Annotated in this window: 20 protein-coding genes; 2 read left to right on the forward strand and 18 right to left on the reverse strand. The window is 58.5% G+C overall.

The window, feature by feature from the left end; translation table 11 throughout:
* Window positions 1-10 precede the first annotated feature (10 nt).
* Together L6418_RS07120 and L6418_RS07125 are read left to right on the forward strand one after the other, a co-directional pair.
* Window positions 11-775, forward strand: coding sequence for a hypothetical protein (locus tag L6418_RS07120; RefSeq protein ID WP_237246232.1), 765 nt, complete (start codon window positions 11-13; stop codon window positions 773-775).
* 78 nt (window positions 776-853) lie between these two features.
* Window positions 854-1,279, forward strand: a complete 426-nt coding sequence (locus tag L6418_RS07125; protein WP_237246233.1) for a bacteriohemerythrin — start codon at window positions 854-856, stop codon at window positions 1,277-1,279.
* Between the two features lie 27 nt (window positions 1,280-1,306).
* Here L6418_RS07125 and L6418_RS07130 read toward each other — a convergent pair whose 3' ends face one another.
* The 18 genes from L6418_RS07130 to dsrB are packed head-to-tail and all read right to left on the reverse strand — an operon-like array spanning window position 1,307 to window position 15,988.
* Window positions 1,307-1,741: a hypothetical protein gene (locus tag L6418_RS07130; RefSeq protein WP_237246234.1), complete on the reverse strand. Its 435-nt coding sequence runs from the start codon at window positions 1,739-1,741 to the stop codon at window positions 1,307-1,309.
* Between the two features lie 5 nt (window positions 1,742-1,746).
* Entirely contained in the window at window positions 1,747-1,974 is a 228-nt protein-coding gene (locus L6418_RS07135) for a hypothetical protein (RefSeq protein WP_237246235.1), read from the reverse strand.
* 39 nt (window positions 1,975-2,013) lie between these two features.
* Window positions 2,014-2,586, reverse strand: a complete 573-nt coding sequence (locus L6418_RS07140; RefSeq protein ID WP_237246236.1) for an ankyrin repeat domain-containing protein — start codon at window positions 2,584-2,586, stop codon at window positions 2,014-2,016.
* Window positions 2,587-2,603: 17 nt separating this feature from the next.
* A complete protein-coding gene (locus L6418_RS07145; RefSeq protein WP_237246237.1) occupies window positions 2,604-3,506 on the reverse strand; it encodes a hypothetical protein in 903 nt (300 codons plus the stop codon).
* 40 nt (window positions 3,507-3,546) lie between these two features.
* Complete coding sequence (gene cysG, locus L6418_RS07150; protein ID WP_237246238.1) at window positions 3,547-4,926, reverse strand: siroheme synthase CysG; 1,380 nt, start codon at window positions 4,924-4,926, stop codon at window positions 3,547-3,549.
* 1 nt (window position 4,927) lies between these two features.
* Window positions 4,928-5,530 carry a DUF4202 domain-containing protein gene (locus tag L6418_RS07155; RefSeq protein ID WP_237246239.1) on the reverse strand — a complete coding sequence of 201 codons (603 nt, stop codon included), beginning with the start codon at window positions 5,528-5,530 and terminating at the stop codon, window positions 4,928-4,930.
* The gene (locus L6418_RS07160; RefSeq protein ID WP_237246240.1) at window positions 5,527-6,933 is read right to left on the reverse strand and encodes a cobyrinate a,c-diamide synthase; all 1,407 of its coding nucleotides are present in this window, start codon (window positions 6,931-6,933) and stop codon (window positions 5,527-5,529) included. Before L6418_RS07160 ends, L6418_RS07155 begins: the two co-directional genes overlap by 4 nt.
* A gap of 19 nt (window positions 6,934-6,952) precedes the next feature.
* The gene (nrfD, locus tag L6418_RS07165) at window positions 6,953-8,134 is read right to left on the reverse strand and encodes an NrfD/PsrC family molybdoenzyme membrane anchor subunit (RefSeq protein WP_237246241.1); all 1,182 of its coding nucleotides are present in this window, start codon (window positions 8,132-8,134) and stop codon (window positions 6,953-6,955) included.
* 3 nt (window positions 8,135-8,137) lie between these two features.
* Entirely contained in the window at window positions 8,138-8,857 is a 720-nt protein-coding gene (gene dsrO / locus L6418_RS07170; protein WP_237246242.1) for a sulfate reduction electron transfer complex DsrMKJOP subunit DsrO, read from the reverse strand.
* Window positions 8,854-9,222: a hypothetical protein gene (locus tag L6418_RS07175; protein WP_237246243.1), complete on the reverse strand. Its 369-nt coding sequence runs from the start codon at window positions 9,220-9,222 to the stop codon at window positions 8,854-8,856. The genes dsrO and L6418_RS07175 overlap by 4 nt, the downstream gene beginning before the upstream one ends.
* Entirely contained in the window at window positions 9,222-11,192 is a 1,971-nt protein-coding gene (locus tag L6418_RS07180; RefSeq protein ID WP_237246244.1) for an NAD(P)-binding protein, read from the reverse strand. Before L6418_RS07180 ends, L6418_RS07175 begins: the two co-directional genes overlap by 1 nt.
* A 15-nt stretch (window positions 11,193-11,207) precedes the next feature.
* A complete protein-coding gene (gene dsrK / locus L6418_RS07185) occupies window positions 11,208-12,737 on the reverse strand; it encodes a sulfate reduction electron transfer complex DsrMKJOP subunit DsrK (protein WP_237246245.1) in 1,530 nt (509 codons plus the stop codon).
* A complete protein-coding gene (locus L6418_RS07190) occupies window positions 12,734-13,462 on the reverse strand; it encodes a respiratory nitrate reductase subunit gamma (protein WP_237246246.1) in 729 nt (242 codons plus the stop codon). Before L6418_RS07190 ends, dsrK begins: the two co-directional genes overlap by 4 nt.
* 27 nt (window positions 13,463-13,489) lie before the next feature.
* Entirely contained in the window at window positions 13,490-13,825 is a 336-nt protein-coding gene (locus tag L6418_RS07195; RefSeq protein WP_237246247.1) for a TusE/DsrC/DsvC family sulfur relay protein, read from the reverse strand.
* 27 nt (window positions 13,826-13,852) lie between these two features.
* Entirely contained in the window at window positions 13,853-14,149 is a 297-nt protein-coding gene (gene tusB, locus L6418_RS07200; RefSeq protein WP_237246248.1) for a sulfurtransferase complex subunit TusB, read from the reverse strand.
* 9 nt (window positions 14,150-14,158) lie between these two features.
* The gene (gene tusC / locus L6418_RS07205; RefSeq protein ID WP_237246249.1) at window positions 14,159-14,524 is read right to left on the reverse strand and encodes a sulfurtransferase complex subunit TusC; all 366 of its coding nucleotides are present in this window, start codon (window positions 14,522-14,524) and stop codon (window positions 14,159-14,161) included.
* 11 nt (window positions 14,525-14,535) lie between these two features.
* Window positions 14,536-14,895: a sulfurtransferase complex subunit TusD gene (tusD, locus tag L6418_RS07210; protein ID WP_237246250.1), complete on the reverse strand. Its 360-nt coding sequence runs from the start codon at window positions 14,893-14,895 to the stop codon at window positions 14,536-14,538.
* 13 nt (window positions 14,896-14,908) lie between these two features.
* Window positions 14,909-15,988, reverse strand: coding sequence for a dissimilatory-type sulfite reductase subunit beta (gene dsrB / locus L6418_RS07215; protein WP_237246251.1), 1,080 nt, complete (start codon window positions 15,986-15,988; stop codon window positions 14,909-14,911).
* Window positions 15,989-15,993 lie beyond the last annotated feature (5 nt).

Below are 15,993 nucleotides of genomic sequence, written 5' to 3' on the forward strand. Positions count from 1 at the left end.
AAAGTTCGCCATGAACAATAATAACGAACGGATTTTAAGCAAGGTCCCTGCGGTCACGGCGACCTTCTGGATCGTCAAGATTGCGGCCACTACCCTGGGGGAGACCGGTGGCGATGCCGTCTCCATGTCGATGAGCCTGGGCTACCTGGTCGGAACGGCGATATTCTCGGCGATCTTTTTTATCACTGTAGCAGCCCAGATCAGTATCAGGCGTTTTCATCCATTCCTGTACTGGGCAACCATCATCGCCACGACCACGGTCGGAACCACACTGGCCGATTTCGCTGATCGTTCGCTCGGGATAGGCTATGCAGGGGGCACCACCCTGCTGTTTGTGCTGTTGATGGCCTCGCTGGCCGTCTGGTACAGATCGCTTGGCTCTGTTTCCATCGAAACGGTCATCTCCCCAAAATCAGAAATGTTCTATTGGGTAACGATCATGTTTTCGCAAACCCTGGGGACCGCGCTGGGAGACTGGACGGCCGATAGCGCAGGGATCGGCTACGACGGCGGAGCACTCGTCTTCGGCAGCCTGCTGGCGGTGCTGGTTGCGGCCTGGCGCTGGACAACAATTTCCAGAACCCTGCTGTTCTGGTCAGCCTTCATCCTTACCCGCCCCCTTGGCGCCGTGGTCGGCGATCTTCTCGACAAGCCAGTGGATGCCGGGGGCCTTGCATTGAGCCGCTACTCGGCTTCTGCGGCACTCATCGTATTCATTGTTGCCTGCCTGCTGCTTTTCCCCCAGCGCGCACCGGAAGACCGTTCCACACATTGAAATCGGTATAGGGATTGATTGGCAGGCGCCCTTCGATCTTTGCTACCATACACGATATCGAATTCCAGGAAATACTTCATGAGTCTGGTATGGCGCGCCCAGTTGAGCGTCGGAAACAACATCATCGATTCCGACCATAAATATCTTATCGAGATCATCAATAAGGTCGAACAAGCCTTGGTAAAGCGGAATCGAAACGAATTGTCCGCCGCGCTCGACAGCCTTACTCAATATTCTCGCGTGCACTTTGACCGGGAAGAGAAGATTGCCGCAGCGGTGAAATATACGCAGGTTCCGCATCTGAATCAGTCTCACCAGGAGTTGCTGAAGCAGCTTGACCAGATGAAAGGCGAGATTGCCGCAATGGGGCCAGATTGGTCGGCCGAAGCGACCGAACATTTCACCGGCTTTTTGCGCGACTGGTTAATCAATCATGTCATCAAGGAAGACCTGCTGATGAAACCGGTCCTGCAAAAATACTCGCCCACTTTCGACCCAAGATAGCTGCCCGGCACTTGCCGCTGTCAGCCATCAACCGTGCCGCCCCTTGTAGCACAGGGCCGCAGCATGCACGACTTCGGAATAAGGTAAATCCGCCAAATCTCCCCATCGCATGAGGATCGAGGCGAGCAGCGCATCCACATCCTCCACTTCGCAATCGTCGTACAGGACCTGATGTAATCCTTTCAGGCCGCCGCACTGGATGCGCATCTCCTGGGCATGCGACAGTACCGCATGCTCCGAAGTCTTCCTGAGCGCAAAGGAAAAATTGTGGCGCAAGCGTTCGTGCAGAGAAGTGCAGCGCGAAAGGCTGGCTGCATCCCGGCAACTGACGACCTCGCGCTCGGCGATCTGGATCCGTTCCGAACGGCTGCATGCCACACAGCGCGCCAGAACTGCTTTTCCGAACGTGCATGGACGTTCGATCATGCCGGACAACCTCTGCCGGAAGGCAGTCTCGTCCATGGAGGTTAGTCGTCCCCCAGCTCCGGGGCGGGATCGCGCACCTGGTTGAGCAGATCCTCGGCCTGCAACTCCGATTCGGCATGGATCATCTTGATCATCGCGGGCGAGCCGACGGCAAGCTCGGTGCGCAACTGCTTGACTCGTACCGATGCAGTCCGGTAGGCATCGTGCTGTTCCAGTTTCTTGAGCTGCCGGAAGGGGAACTCGGTTACCTGGTAGATAAAGTAGGGCATGGTCAGTCTCGTTCCGTTGCGTGCAAGATGGGCGAAGATTCAGGCAGTCGGGCGTTTCATGAAGGTGATGACGTTGGAACCGGGAGTGTTCTTGCTCGCGCAACTCCCCTCCCCGACGCCGGCAAGCTGTTCGGCCTCATGCAACAGGTTGATGACATCCACATAATGCTTCTGTTTCACCATCATCAGCGCAGTGTAGCCGCCTTCGTTGCAGGCCAGCACGTCCGCACCGGCATCCAGCAGCCGTTCGACCACGGCGGTCTCGCCATAGCCTGCCGCCAGCATCAACGGGCGCACACCGTAACCGATGGCCGATTCGATATTGGCTCCGGCATCGATCAGTGCCTTGACCACGTCTGCGAACCCGCGCTTCAATTCCGGGTTGTACACCGCCTTGCTCAACGGCATCCAGCCTTGCGCATCGCCCGCATTCACATCGGCACCGCTTTCGATCAGCAGTTCCACCATGGGCAGGTCGCCGGCATGCGCGGCCAGCATGAGCAGCGTAGCCCCCTCCGCATCCCGAAAATTGGCATCCGCTCCAGCCGCCAACATGCGTTGTGCCGAAGTGATCGCGCCTGCCTTGACTGCTGCCAACAGCTCTGTAGACATATGCCCTCCTGTTCCGGCTATTTCCTGACCGTGTTCTGCAATGCGTTACGAATCGCCTCCGGCGTTTTCATGATATTCATGAAACTGTGTTTCCCCATCATGCTGAGATCGGGGAAATCGATGGCGATGCGGAAACGGGCATACAGCGCGTAAACCTTGTTGCCCGAGACCAGCACTTCATACGGCAGGTGTGCCGTGGACTTCACATCGTGGAAATCGATCTCGGACATGATGTACTGGTCGTCCATGTACTTGTTGTCGCCGCTGCCTTTCAGCGACACCCCGAACACGCTTTCCTGCTTGCCGGGAATGTCGACGCGATAGACCTTGCCGACGCCGTTCTTGTTGCTGGCCAGTTTTGCATCCACTGCCTGTACCGCTTCTTCATAACTGCCGTATTCCGCCAGCACGCTCGGTTCGTCGAAGTATTCCATGCCGATGGTGTAATGGTATTTGCGCGCCTGTTTGGCGGTCATGCCTTCTGCACCGAACTCTTCCACCTTGCCCAGCGCAGTGGCAAGCGACGCCGCTACCGTACCCAGGTCGCCCTGCATGCGATACACGTTCGCCATGTACACCGGGTTGGTATAGCTCACCTGCACTTCCTTGCCGGCTTCGGTGACCGACACCCGCTGTATTGCCCCGTAGCCGCCGAATTCCGAGGCCGCCGCATTCTTCTTCAGTTCGTCGCTGGTGACGACCACGATATCCGCTCCGGCAAAGGGAGCATATTCGCCGACCACGGTAAATCCGGCGCTGGTGAGGGCGGCCTTTACCTGAGCCGTTTTCTCGGCCACCGTACCGGCCCCTTTGGAAGCCAGCACGAATGGTTTCAGCAACGCATCCGCAGCTTGGGCTTGAACGCCACTGAACAGAAACAATACGGACAGCAGCACACCTCTCATCGACACTCTGATCATCTTGCCTCTCCCTGTTTGCCGTTATTGAATTGATGAAGCTTTATGATTGTTGTGGATGGAACCACGCCAGCTTTTCGCGGAGCGTGACCACGCCGCCGACGATGATGAGCGTCGGTGCCTGCGGCTTCTCGCGTTCGGCGATGCCGGGCAATGTCGCCAATGTGCCGATGATGACGCGCTGGTTCTGCGTCGTGCCCTGCTGCACGATGGCGATAGGCGTGCTGTCCGGCATGCCGTGCCTGACCAGTTCGCCGCACAGCGTCTCCAGCCCATGCAAACCCATGTAGACCACCACGGTCTGCCTGGGGCGGGCCAGCGCCTCCCAGTCCAGGTTCATCGTGCCGTCCTTGAGGTGGCCGGTGACGAACATGCAGGATTGGGCATGATCGCGATGGGTCAGCGGGATGCCGGCGTAGGATGCGACGCCGGAAGCAGCGGTGATGCCGGGGACCACCTGGAACGGAATGCCTTCCGCTGCCAGGGTCTCGATCTCCTCGCCACCCCGCCCGAAGATGAAAGGGTCTCCGCCTTTCAGGCGCAATACGCGCTTGCCCTCCTTGGCCAGACGTACCAGCAGTTCGTTGATCTCTTCCTGGCGCAGGGTATGGTCGGCCCGTTTCTTGCCGACGAAGATGCGTTCCGCGTCGCGCCGCGTCATCTCGACGATGGGCTTGGACACCAGATTGTCGTACACCACGACGTCGGCCTTCTGCATCAGGCGCAGCGCCCGGAAGGTGAGCAGATCGGGATCGCCGGGACCGGCACCGACCAGATAGACTTCGCCACGCTGGATGTTGTCCTCGTCCTTCAGCATTTGCTGCAGCATCGCCTCTGCGCTGCTTTCGTCGCCGGCCAGCACCTTTTCAGCGACCACGCCTTCCAGCACGTTCTCCCAGAAGATGCGGCGCTTGGCGGGATTGGTGACGCGAGTCTTGACCAGTTCGCGGAAGCGTTCGGCAAAAGCAGCCAGACGGCTGTAGTTTTGCGGGATGACCGTCTCCAGCTTGCCGCGCATCATGCGCGTCAGCACCGGCGAAGCGCCGCCGCTGGAGAAGGCCACCATCAGCGGCGAGCGGTCAAGGATGGCCGGCATGATGATCGAACACAATTCCGGGTCATCCACCACATTCACCGGGATGTTGCGCCCCTGGGCCAGTTCGGAGACCTGCTGGTTGACGCTGCGGTCGTTTGTGGCGGCGATGACCAGCGTCGCGCCGTCGAGGTGTCTTGCCTCGAAGCGCGCGACGACAGGTTCGATACCCTGCTGTTTGGCCAGGCCTGGATCGATCTCTGGCGCGACCACGCGCACCTTAGCGCCAGCCTCCAGCAACACACCGGCCTTGCGCTTGGCGACTTCGCCGCCCCCGACCACGAGGCACAGCTTGCCTTTGACGTTATGGAATACGGGCAGGAAGTCCACGTCAGCCTTTTACTGCTTTCAGGATCAGGGGCACCAGCGCTTCCGGCAGCTTGATCTTGCCTGCCAGCGCGAAATCGTGCGCGCGGGCCGACATCTTCTGCCAGGTCTTCTTGATGATCTCGATCCACTTCACCTCGTCATATTCGGGATGTTGCCCGGCGAAATGCAACATGTAATGCTCGATGAACACCAGATCCACCACGTCTTCCATCAGCTGCGTTTCCGGATTCATCTTCAAGGCTTTCTTGCTGACGATGGTCTTCACGCGTTCGATCATCTCATCGTCGTAACCCACCTCTTTCATGAGCCTTCCTGCAGTCTCGGCGTGGAATTTGTACAGTCCGGTGCGCCACTGCAGGTAGCCCTGCCTGTCCATCGGGAAATTGCTGCGCGGGGATTTCCAGCGCTGGATATGCTGGGCGCGCACGGCGAGCTTGACCGCTTCCGAAGCTTCCGGTGCATAACGCTCCTGCATCTCGGTCATGCGCTGGGCATACAGCAGTTCCTTGGGGTATTCCTTGCCGTTGAATATCTCTTTGTTCGGGTCTTCGGCATTGGCCTTGTCGAAGGCCGCAATGGCAGCCTGGTAACGGTTCTGGGTCATATTGCTTTCTCGTTGGTTGAGGTGGTTCGGTTCTGTCTTTCCTTGCAGCGCCGGATGAAAGCAACGAAGCGCGTCGCCCAGTAGCAGCTGCCAATGGTGCGCAAATGGGTATATGAAGCCAGCAGGTTGTTCAACATCAGTCCGTCGCGCTGGCCATCTATCCCATAACCGCGCTCGACATGGTAAGCGAAGCGCGTGTCGGGCGGAAGATTCTCCAGGCTGGAATAGTGGAATTCGTGCGCCTTGATCTGTTTGGCCGGCGCATTCGGGCGCGGCCACGGGTGCGCCTCATCCTCGCGCAGATGCACGTAGCCGCGGCCGATCGGCCTGGCATGCATCTTCACGTCCCCCGGGATCGCGCCGACCATCTCGAAGGTGCGCCCCTCATAGCTGATACTGCGCGACAAGTACATCAGTCCGCCGCATTCCGCATAGGCAGGCAGGCCGCTGCCGATAGCCTGCCGGATCTCGGCACGCAGGGATGAGTTCGCTTCCAGTTCGGTGGCACAGGCCTCCGGAAAGCCGCCACCGATATACAGCCCGTCCACTTGCGGCAGGTGCACATCGTTGAGCGCATCGAAAGGCACCAGTTCCGCCCCCGCCGCTTCCAGCGCATCAAGATCGTCCGCGTAGTAAAAACCGAAGGCGCGGTCGCGCGCAATGCCGATGCGCACTCTCTCGCCGACGGGCATCGCCACCACTTCGGCGACATGCGGCACCTGCAATGGTTCTTTTTGGGACAGTGTCAGCAGTTTGTCCAGATCGACCTGCTCTGCGATGGCATCGCCGATCTGCCTGATCTTGGCAGTTGCGGCGATCGATTCATTGCTCGGCATCAGGCCCAGGTGGCGTTCGATGATGCTGAGCCGCTCATCGTGCTGGATCGCGCCCACCACTGGCACATCGGTGTAATGTTCGATGACTGCCCGCAGCTTGGCTTCGTGCCGGCTGCCGCCGAGGTTATTGAGGATCACTCCGGCAATGCGGATGTCCTTATCGAATGCCTGATAACCAAGGATCAGCGGTGCGATGCCGCGTGTCATGCCACGCGCATCGATCACCAGCATCACTGGCAGGTCGAGCAGCTTGGCCAGGGCTGCGTTGCTGTTGCTGCCATCCAGCGCAAGGCCGTCGTACAAGCCCTTGTTACCTTCGACCAAATTCACTTCCGCGCTGTGGCGAGCAAAAGCGGCAACCACATCGTCGTCTTCCATCAGGTACAGATCGAGATTGCGGCAGGCATGCCCGGCCGCCTGCGACAACCACATCGGGTCGATATAGTCGGGGCCTTTCTTGAACGGCTGCACGACATGGCCGCGCGCGCGCAGCGCCGCACACAGGCCGATGCTGACCATGGTTTTTCCGGAGGATTTGTGTGCTGCCGAAATCAGCATGCGGTTCATGGCAGCCCTTCTGAGCGGTTCAGTCCGGGATGTAGGCTTTGTCTTGCGGCATGAAATTCAGCACGCGCACGCTGACAGTGGTGATGATGAAGGCGATCGCCAAACCACCCAGCCCCAGCAGGAATTCGTAGATCGACGGATGATAGCTCGCGATCTGCCCATCACCGAAGCTGCTGCTGACGGTAAAACCCGGGAAAATGTTGAGCGGATAGGCCTGCCCGCCGATGATGAACACATACAGCAGCGCGAATGCGCCCGCCACCACCAGCAACGATGCGGCCACCACGCACCCGGTCTTGCCCAGCCCCGGCAGGTAGATCAGCAGCAACGGCAGCAGGTTGCCGAGTACGACATACCCCCACCAGAACAGGGTTGGATAGACGCCGCCATCCACCAGGATGAAGTGCTCGAAGCCGCTCTGATGCGCAAAATAGAGGTTGGTCAGATGGTAGGTGGCGACCAAGTACATCGAACCGATGACGAATATGCCCAGCAGGTTCTTCGTGCGCTGCAGGATCGCAGGATCCAGCGTTTTTTCGTTCCACGCATAGATCACCTTTTGAACCACATGGAACACTGCCAGCCCCCAGGCAAAGGACAGCACGATGAACATCGGCGGCAGCAAGGCCGAACCGTAGGCCTGACGCGCGGTCAGGAAGGCAAAGATCAGGCCGGTGCCGGTGGTGAGGATGAAGCGCCAGGCGAACACGGCCAGCCCCGCCGGTTTCGACCATTGATTCATGCGCCGCTCCATCATCGTCCACAAATAAATGGCCACCAGCGAGAACATGCCTGAATACAGCAGCACGTTCCAGGCAAACACGGATGTGGGATTGTAGTTGGTGGCAGCAACCATGAGGCGGTCCGGTCGGCCCAGATCAAGCATCAGCACGGTCAATCCGCCCGCCAGCATGGCGATCGACAACAGGCTGGCCAGCGGCGCGCGCGCCTTGTAGATGCTCTTGCCGAACACCGAGCCGATGGAGGCGACATTGAGCACCCCGGATGCGGCGACGATCAGGAAGATGGCGAAGACATGCGGCATGCCCCATACGATCTGGTTGTTCATGCCGGTGATGATGTGCCCGTGCGATTCCATCATATGCACGGCATAGAGGCCTGCCAGGGCGACCAAACCGCCTGCTGCGAGCAGCACATAGTACAAACGGTTCCTGAAGCGTAGTGCGGTCAGATCTGCCATGATTTACAGTCCTTGGTAACGGATGCCGGGATTCAGCTGCAAGTCGGCACGCACCTGAACGGATGCGACGCTGCGTATCTTCTGCGCGATCTCGCTGTTCTCGTCGTTCAGATTGCCGAACAGGATCGCCTTGTTCTTGCACGCCTCTGCACAGGCTGTGTTCTGTTGCCCCTTGTCCAGCCGATGCACGCACAGGGTACACGACTCAACGGTTCCCTTGCCGCGCGGCACGTCCGGTTTCTGATCCTGCAACGGCTCATGCACGAATGAGCGCGCTTTGTAGGGACAGGCCATCATGCAATAGCGGCAGCCGATGCAGCGATGCCTGTCTACCAGCACGATGCCATCGGCCCGTTTGAAGGAAGCCGCGGTCGGACATACATCCACGCAGGGAGGCTCCTCGCAATGCTGGCACATCATCGGCAGCGACAGTTCGCGTCCGCTGCGGATATCCTTGAGCTCGATCTTGCGTATCCATTGCGAATCGGTCGCAGCGGTGCCGCCGGAAAGACCGTTCTCCTTGTTGCATGCAGTGACGCAATCGTTACAGCCATCCTTGCACTGCGCAGTGTCGATCAGCATGCCCCAGCGCACCTTGCTGCTGCCTGCCTCTGCCTTGCCATGTGCGGTATCGAACAACAGCATGCCCGGGGCGATCGCGACTGCAGCCGCCCCCAGCGAGGTCTTCAGGAACTGCCTGCGTTGTGTATTGAGATCGCTCATTTCCCATCCTTCATGACGAGCGCTGTCCGGCGTTTGCTGGCATGGCATTCGAAACAGTCGATCTTGACCGCCGCATAGCGGTGGCAGCCCACACAGAAGCTGTCATCGCGTGCGATCACGCTGTTGTCGCTCAAACTGGCATGGCACTCCACGCAGTTCTTGAGGCCGTCCTGCTCTATGCGGTTTCCTTTCCGCACCGTCTCGTCGCGCTGGTGCATTAGCAGATGCATATGGTTCTTGCGCATCCATTGCGGATCCCTTACGCACTGCCCTCCCTTGCCGATATCCAGCTTGGGAGTATCTCCTTCGGCAGCCCAGGCCACCGAGACGAACAGGCAGAGCAGCAGAGATGCGAGCAGCTTCATTATTCACCCAGGCCCATTTGGATATAGCCGGTCGGACACACATCCGCACAGATGTGACAACCGATGCACTTGTCGTAGTCCGTGGCGACATAACGGCCCAGGGTGGATTCCGTCTTCTTGACCCGATACACGGCAGTCTGCGGGCAATACACCACGCAATTGTCGCATTCGAAGCACATGCCGCAGCTCATGCAGCGCTTGGCCTCAGCGACAGCCTGTTTCTCGTCCAGCACGCCGAGGCGATCCTGGAAATTGCCCAGAGCACTCTCCTTGTCGAGCGTGATCACGTTACGCTGGTTGCGCGAAACGAAGGAGAAATGGCCGAGGAACAGCTTGTCGTGCGGGATGATGTAACGGTCCGAACGATTGTCGAAGTTGTGCACCGCGACATCGGACTTGAACGTACCGCGCATCGGTTCGTGCGATTCCTTGATCTCGATTCCCTTTTCGACCAGCTTGCGCATCAGATCGAACTGGTGCGCATCGATCTTGGGACGCTTCTCCAGATCGCGGCCCAGCAGGAAGTTATGGATGCCGTCGGCCGCAATGGAACCGTGGCCGATCGCCGTCGTCAGCAAGTGCGGACGAATCACGTCGCCGCCGGCAAACACTCCCGGCTGTCCGTTCACCACATAGTTGCGGTCGGTAGAGACTGCCCCCTTGCCGTTGTTGAACTGCTCCAATCCGGTGAAGTCGACCGCCTGGCCGATCGCGGAAACGATCAGGTCTGCCTCGATGTCGTGCTCGCTGCCTTCGATGTTTTTGATCTCCAGCTTGCCGCCAGCCAGTTTGGCTTCGCACTTGGCAACCCGCAGCGCTGTGGCACGGCCATTCGCGTCGCGCACAATGCCGATTGGCACCAGGCTGCCGAGAATATGGATGCCTTCCGCCAGCGCCTGCTCGATCTCGTGTTTGTTGGCCTGCATCTTGTCGATGTTGAACACCGAGGTCAGCGTCACTTCGGCACCCTGCTTGGCGGAGATGTCAGCCACATCGTGGGCCATGCGGCCGGCGATGGCGAGTTCGGCGTCGGTCGGCTTGGCATGTGCGATATGTCCCAAGCGACGGGCCACGGTCGCCACGTCGATGGAAGTATCGCCGCCGCCAACCACCACCACGCGCTTGCCCACATGCTGCAAACGGCCGTCGTTGAATGCCTTCAGGAAGGCAGTCGCGGTAACCACATTGGGCGCCAGCGCATCGGCAATGGGCAATGCCCGGCCGGCCTGCGCTCCCATGCCGAGGAATACGGCATCGAACTCCTTGCGGATCTGGTCCATGGTGATATCGGTGCCGACGCGGGTCTTCATGCGCGTCTTCACGCCCAGATCGAGGATGCGCTGAATCTCGGCATCCAGCACATCGCGCGGAGTACGGAAACCAGGAATGCCATAGCGCATCATGCCGCCGAGATATTCGTGCTCGTCGAAAATGGTGACCTCATGCCCTTTCAGCACCAGCTGATAGGCACAGGAGAGGCCGGCAGGACCGCCGCCGAGAATCGCCACCTTCTTGCCGGAGGACGCAACATTGGGCTTGTTGAATTTGAGCTTGTTGGCGACTGCGTATTCGCCGAGAAAATGCTCTACCGAGTTGATGCCGACGTGGTCTTCCACCTCGTTACGATTACACCCGCTTTCGCATGGCGCCGGACACACGCGTCCCATCACGGACGGGAACGGATTGGCCTCGGTCAGGCGACGCCAGGCGTATTCCTGCCACGGCATGAGCGGCTTGCCGTCCGCACCGACCGGCGGCTTTTCGGTGCCGCGCACGATGGCCAGATAACCACGGATATCTTCGCCAGCCGGGCAGCTGCCCTGGCATGGAGGCGTAGACTGGATATAGGTCGGGCATTTATAGGAATATCCTGCCTGAAAGATCTTCTCGTTCAGACGGCGCACCTTATTATCGCCATCCTTGTAACGACGGAATGTAATCTTTTGCGGTGTCTCGGTTGTTACTGACATTTGCCTATCTCCTCTTTATTTCGCACCCAACTGGATCGCGTTGCTGACCAGTTGATGCACGCCGCCCACCATCCGTCTATCGAATCCGTAGATGGGCATGACCTTGGTAAATTGAGCCTTGCAGATGGCGCAGATGGTCGCCATGAAATTGACGCCGTGCTCGTCCACCGCCTGTTGCAGCACTTCCATGCGCGGCAATGCGCCCTTGACGCGCAAATCGAGCAGATCGTCGGTCAGCAGGCCGCCGCCGCCGCCGCAGCAGAACGTCTGCTCGCGCGTGGTATTGGGCGCCATCTCGACGAAGTTGTTGGCGACTGCCTTGATGATGTTGCGCGGGATCTCGAACTGGCCTCCGGGCAGATCCCCCATGCGCGAACCGCGTGCCACATTGCAGGAATCGTGGAACGTGATGATGTATTTGTCGTTGGCCGTTTTATCGAAGGTCAGACGCTCGTCCTGGATCATGTCCCAGGTGAATTCGCAGATATGTGCCGGCTGTTTGTAGCGATGATCCAGCTGTTTCTGCAGCATCTGCGCGAACCGGTCGTTGGGATCCGCACCGTCGCCCACGCCGGTCAAGGTATTCCAGAAACTGTACGCCACGCGCCAGGCATGGCCGCACTCGCCTACCACGATGCGCTTGACGCCCAGCTCCAGCGCAGCCTGACGGATACGCATGGCAATGGCGCGCAACTGGTCGTAGTTGCCGATGAACATGCCGAAGTTACCGGCCTCCGACGACATTGACGACAGCGTCCAGCTGGTGCCCGTGGCATGGAACACCTTGGCATAGCCGATCAGGCTGTCGATATGCGGCTCGGCAAAGAAATCGGCGGACGGCGTGATCAGCAGCACTTCTGCGCCTTTGACATCCATTGGGAAACGCACGTCGATACCGGTGGCATCCTTAACGTCTTCCTCCAGCCCTTCCAGCGTATCCTGCAGCGCCGGACCGGGCAAACCGAGGTTGTTGCCGATCTTGTGCACCTTGCCGATGATCTCGTTGGAATATTTCTGGCCGTAACCGACCGAATCGAGTATCTCGCGCGCCGCCATGGTGACTTCAGCCGTATCGATGCCATAAGGGCAGAACACTGAGCAACGGCGGCATTCGGAACACTGGTTGAAATAGTTGTACCACTCGTCCAGCACTTCGCGGGTCAGGTCGCGCGCACCGACCAGTTTGGGAAACAGTTTGCCGGGCAAGGTGAAATAACGGCGGTATACGCTGCGCAACAGATCCTGGCGGGCCACCGGCATGTTCTTCGGATCTTGCGTTCCGATGAAATAATGGCACTTGTCCGAACAGGCGCCACAGTGCACGCAGGCATCCATGAACACCTTGAGCGAACGGTATTTTGTGAGCAGCTCGCCCATTCTGGCGATGGCGCGGTCATGCCAGTCTTCCACCAGCTGGCCGGGAAAACCGATGGCCTCGTTGAGCTTGTCGCTGGCGACAAAAGGCCCCTTGCCTTCCATCGCGCCCGGTTTCAGGGCCGGGATGATGGGGATGGTGCGATAGGCTGGTGCAGTGATATCGCTCATTCGCTGACCTCGAAACTCTTCGCCCAAGGGGCGATATGACGCCTCTCGCGAGGATCGTCCTTCTGATTGCGGGTTGGAGAGAAAAAGACTCCTGGTGCGTGCAGCAATTTGCTAAAGGGGAACACGACCAGGAGCAGCACAACCAACGATAAATGCACAACCAGCAACGGATCAGCTGGCAACGGCTTGATGTCGAAACGCATCAAGCCGATAAAAAAGTTTTTCACCGAAATCACATCCGTGTGCGCGATGAACTTCATCGACAAACCGGAAGCGGCGATGCCGATCAGCAGCAGCAACATCAAGTGATCGGATGGTGTGGAGATGTACCGGATACGCTCGACGAACAGGCGGCGCGCCCATAATCCGCACAGGCCAAGCAACATGGTGATACCCGCATACATGCCGAACGGCTGTATGAATGCGACCCAATCCCATACCGGGTCGGTGAAATAGCGCAGGTGGCGCAGGATCACCAGCGCCAGACTGCCATGGAACAACCAGCCCAGCACCCAGGTCCACAGATTCGCCTTGAACAGACTCTCGAAAAACAGTACTTCCCGAGTCATGCGCAACACCACGCCGCCCGTTGTGGTCGGTGCGGGCGTGGTCGGTATCTTCAGCGGAGCCGGTGTGCCGGCGTAGGTGCTAATACGAAAGAGCACCCCTACGACAAGCAACAGCGTAGCGAGATAAAACAGGATCGCGAAGACGATGCTCGCCATGGAGGATTCCCTGTCTCTGGCTCTGAATCAAACGCAACCGGTCGGTTTTGGCAGACCGGCGATCTTGCACGCCTGCTTGCCTGGACCATACGGGAACAGGCCATACAGGTATTCGCTGTTGCCCTTTTCTGCGCCGAGTTTCTTGCCGATCGCCTTGGTCAAGACGCGGACTGCCGGAGCGATCTGATATTCCTCGAAATATTCACGCAGGAAATTGATGACTTCCCAGTGCTGTTCGGTCATATTGATGCTTTCGGTCTGCGCGATGTAATTCGCCACATCAGTGTTCCAGTCGGACAGATTGATCAGATAACCCTCTTCGTCCGTTTCGTAGCTTTTACCGCCAACTTCGATGCTTGCCATGTTGATTCTCCTTCTGTGTGTTGCAAATTAAAGCCAGGATTGGCAGTTTTTGTTATTGACCGTCAACTCGACGAAACCGCCATAATCTACTGGCGAAACGCCTTCCATGAGCCGATCTCCCATGCCGCGAGCCTCAAGGTCGGGCATCAAGACATGAATCTTGAATTTCCCCAGTGCAGCACGCAACCTGGCCTCGACGGCACTTCCCCGAGTCGCCGCATAGACGGCATCCTCGATGAGCAGGATGTCCCCGCCTGTCGCCGTATTCAGACAGCTATCCAGCGTGTTGCCGGTCAGGGGAGATTTATTGATGATATGTAGCATGGGTTCCCCTTAGAAACTCAAGACAACGTCTTGTTCATCCATCAGCTTTCCCATCTCGGCGCGGCTGAGCACAGTGATGGGCACCAGAAAGTCTTCTTCAGTGAGGCCACGCGCTTCCATGGCTTCCTTCTCGACGTACAGTTTCTCTACATCGTAATCTTCCAGGGCACGATAGGCCGGCGAGAAGTTCTTGGTCTCGATGCCCTTGGTCTGCTGCCCCTTCTTCAACTGGTATACGCCGTCGTCCAGGAATACCAGGGACACATCCTGGTCGAAGGCGGCGGAAATCAATACCACCTCCAGCGACTCCAAGGCATAGATCGTGCCGTAAGGCGCTTTGCGGTTGACGAACATGAATTTTTTCGCGTCACTCATTTCGCTTCCCCTTAGTCGCCGAAGGTGACCAGACGGTCACACTTGATGCCGGCTTCAACCAGTTGCCCCAGGCCGGAGATACGGAATCCCTGAGCCAGGTTCTCTTCCTTGATACCGCGACGCAAGGCTGCCGCCACACAGACCACCAGATCGATCTTGTTGTCTTCCGCCAGCTTGGCCCAGCGGTTCACAATGTGCCGATCGTCCTGAGGCGGCTCGGTCAGCTTCGAGGCATTGTTGACGCCATCGTGATAGAAGAACACACGCCATACTTCGTGTCCTTTCTCGATGGCCGCCTTGGCAAACAGATAAGCCGAGTCACTTGCCTGATGCTGGTACGGCCCTTCATTGACGACGATTCCGAATTTCATTCAGGTCCCTCGCTCAGAAACGGATATGCGTCGACGCATTCAGGTTGTAACGCGAGCCACGCCAATCATCGATCAGATACTTGGTGAAAGGCAATCCGGTCTTCTCGAAGAAACGCGGCCAGCCGATACGATCGATCCAGTCAGCCAAACGCTCCCATGGACGCGCATCTTCCTTGTACACACGCAGGATGTTCTTCACGGCCTCGGAAACTTCCGGCCAGCGCGGTGCATTATTCGGGAAACCGGATGCAACCATCTTCATGAATGTAGGCTTGCCGCGCGCATTCGAGTTCTTGCCGCCCACCCAGATCGCCAGCTTGGAGTTCTCCGGATCGTTGATCTGCATCGGCGGGCAAGGTGGATAGCAGGCGCCGCAGCACATACATTTGGTCTCGTCGATTTCCAGGGACGGCTTGCCGTTCACCATTGCAGGACGGATCGCCGCAACCGGGCAACGCGCAACGACAGCCGGGCGTTCGCACACGTTGGCAACCAGGTCATGGTTGATGACCGGCGGCTTGGTGTGTTGCACGATGATGGCGATATCGGCCTGACCGCCGCAGTTGATCTCGCAGCACGAAGTCGAAAGGTGCACACGGTTCGGCATCTCTTCGCGCTTGAATTCGACGATCAGCTCGTCCATCAGCGCCTTGACCACACCGGAAGCATCCGTGCCGGGAATGTCGCAATGCAGCCAGCCCTGGGTATGCGCGATCATGGTTACGGAATTGCCGGTACCGCCGACCGGGAAGCCGTGCTTTTCCAGCTCGGCGATCAGCGGCGCGACTTTCTTCTCGTCCGACACGATGAACTCGATATTGGAACGGATGGTGAAGCGTACGCGGCCTTCGGCAAACTTGTCGGCGATGTCGCACAGCGTGCGGATGGTATAGACGTCCATCTGGCGCTGCGTACCGGCACGCACCGACCATACTTCGTCGCCGCTGTGGGAGACATGGTGCAGCACGCCGGGGCGGGGACGATCGTGGTATTTCCAGTTACCGTAGTTCTTTGCCAGCAACGGATGCAGATATTTCTTGTTGTCCGGTACGCCAGTCTCTTTCGGCTTGCGCATCTGTAAAGGTGCATTCATCTTCT

Origin of the sequence: Sideroxyarcus emersonii (assembly GCF_021654335.1) — a bacterium.
Taxonomy (GTDB): domain Bacteria; phylum Pseudomonadota; class Gammaproteobacteria; order Burkholderiales; family Gallionellaceae; genus Sideroxyarcus; species Sideroxyarcus emersonii.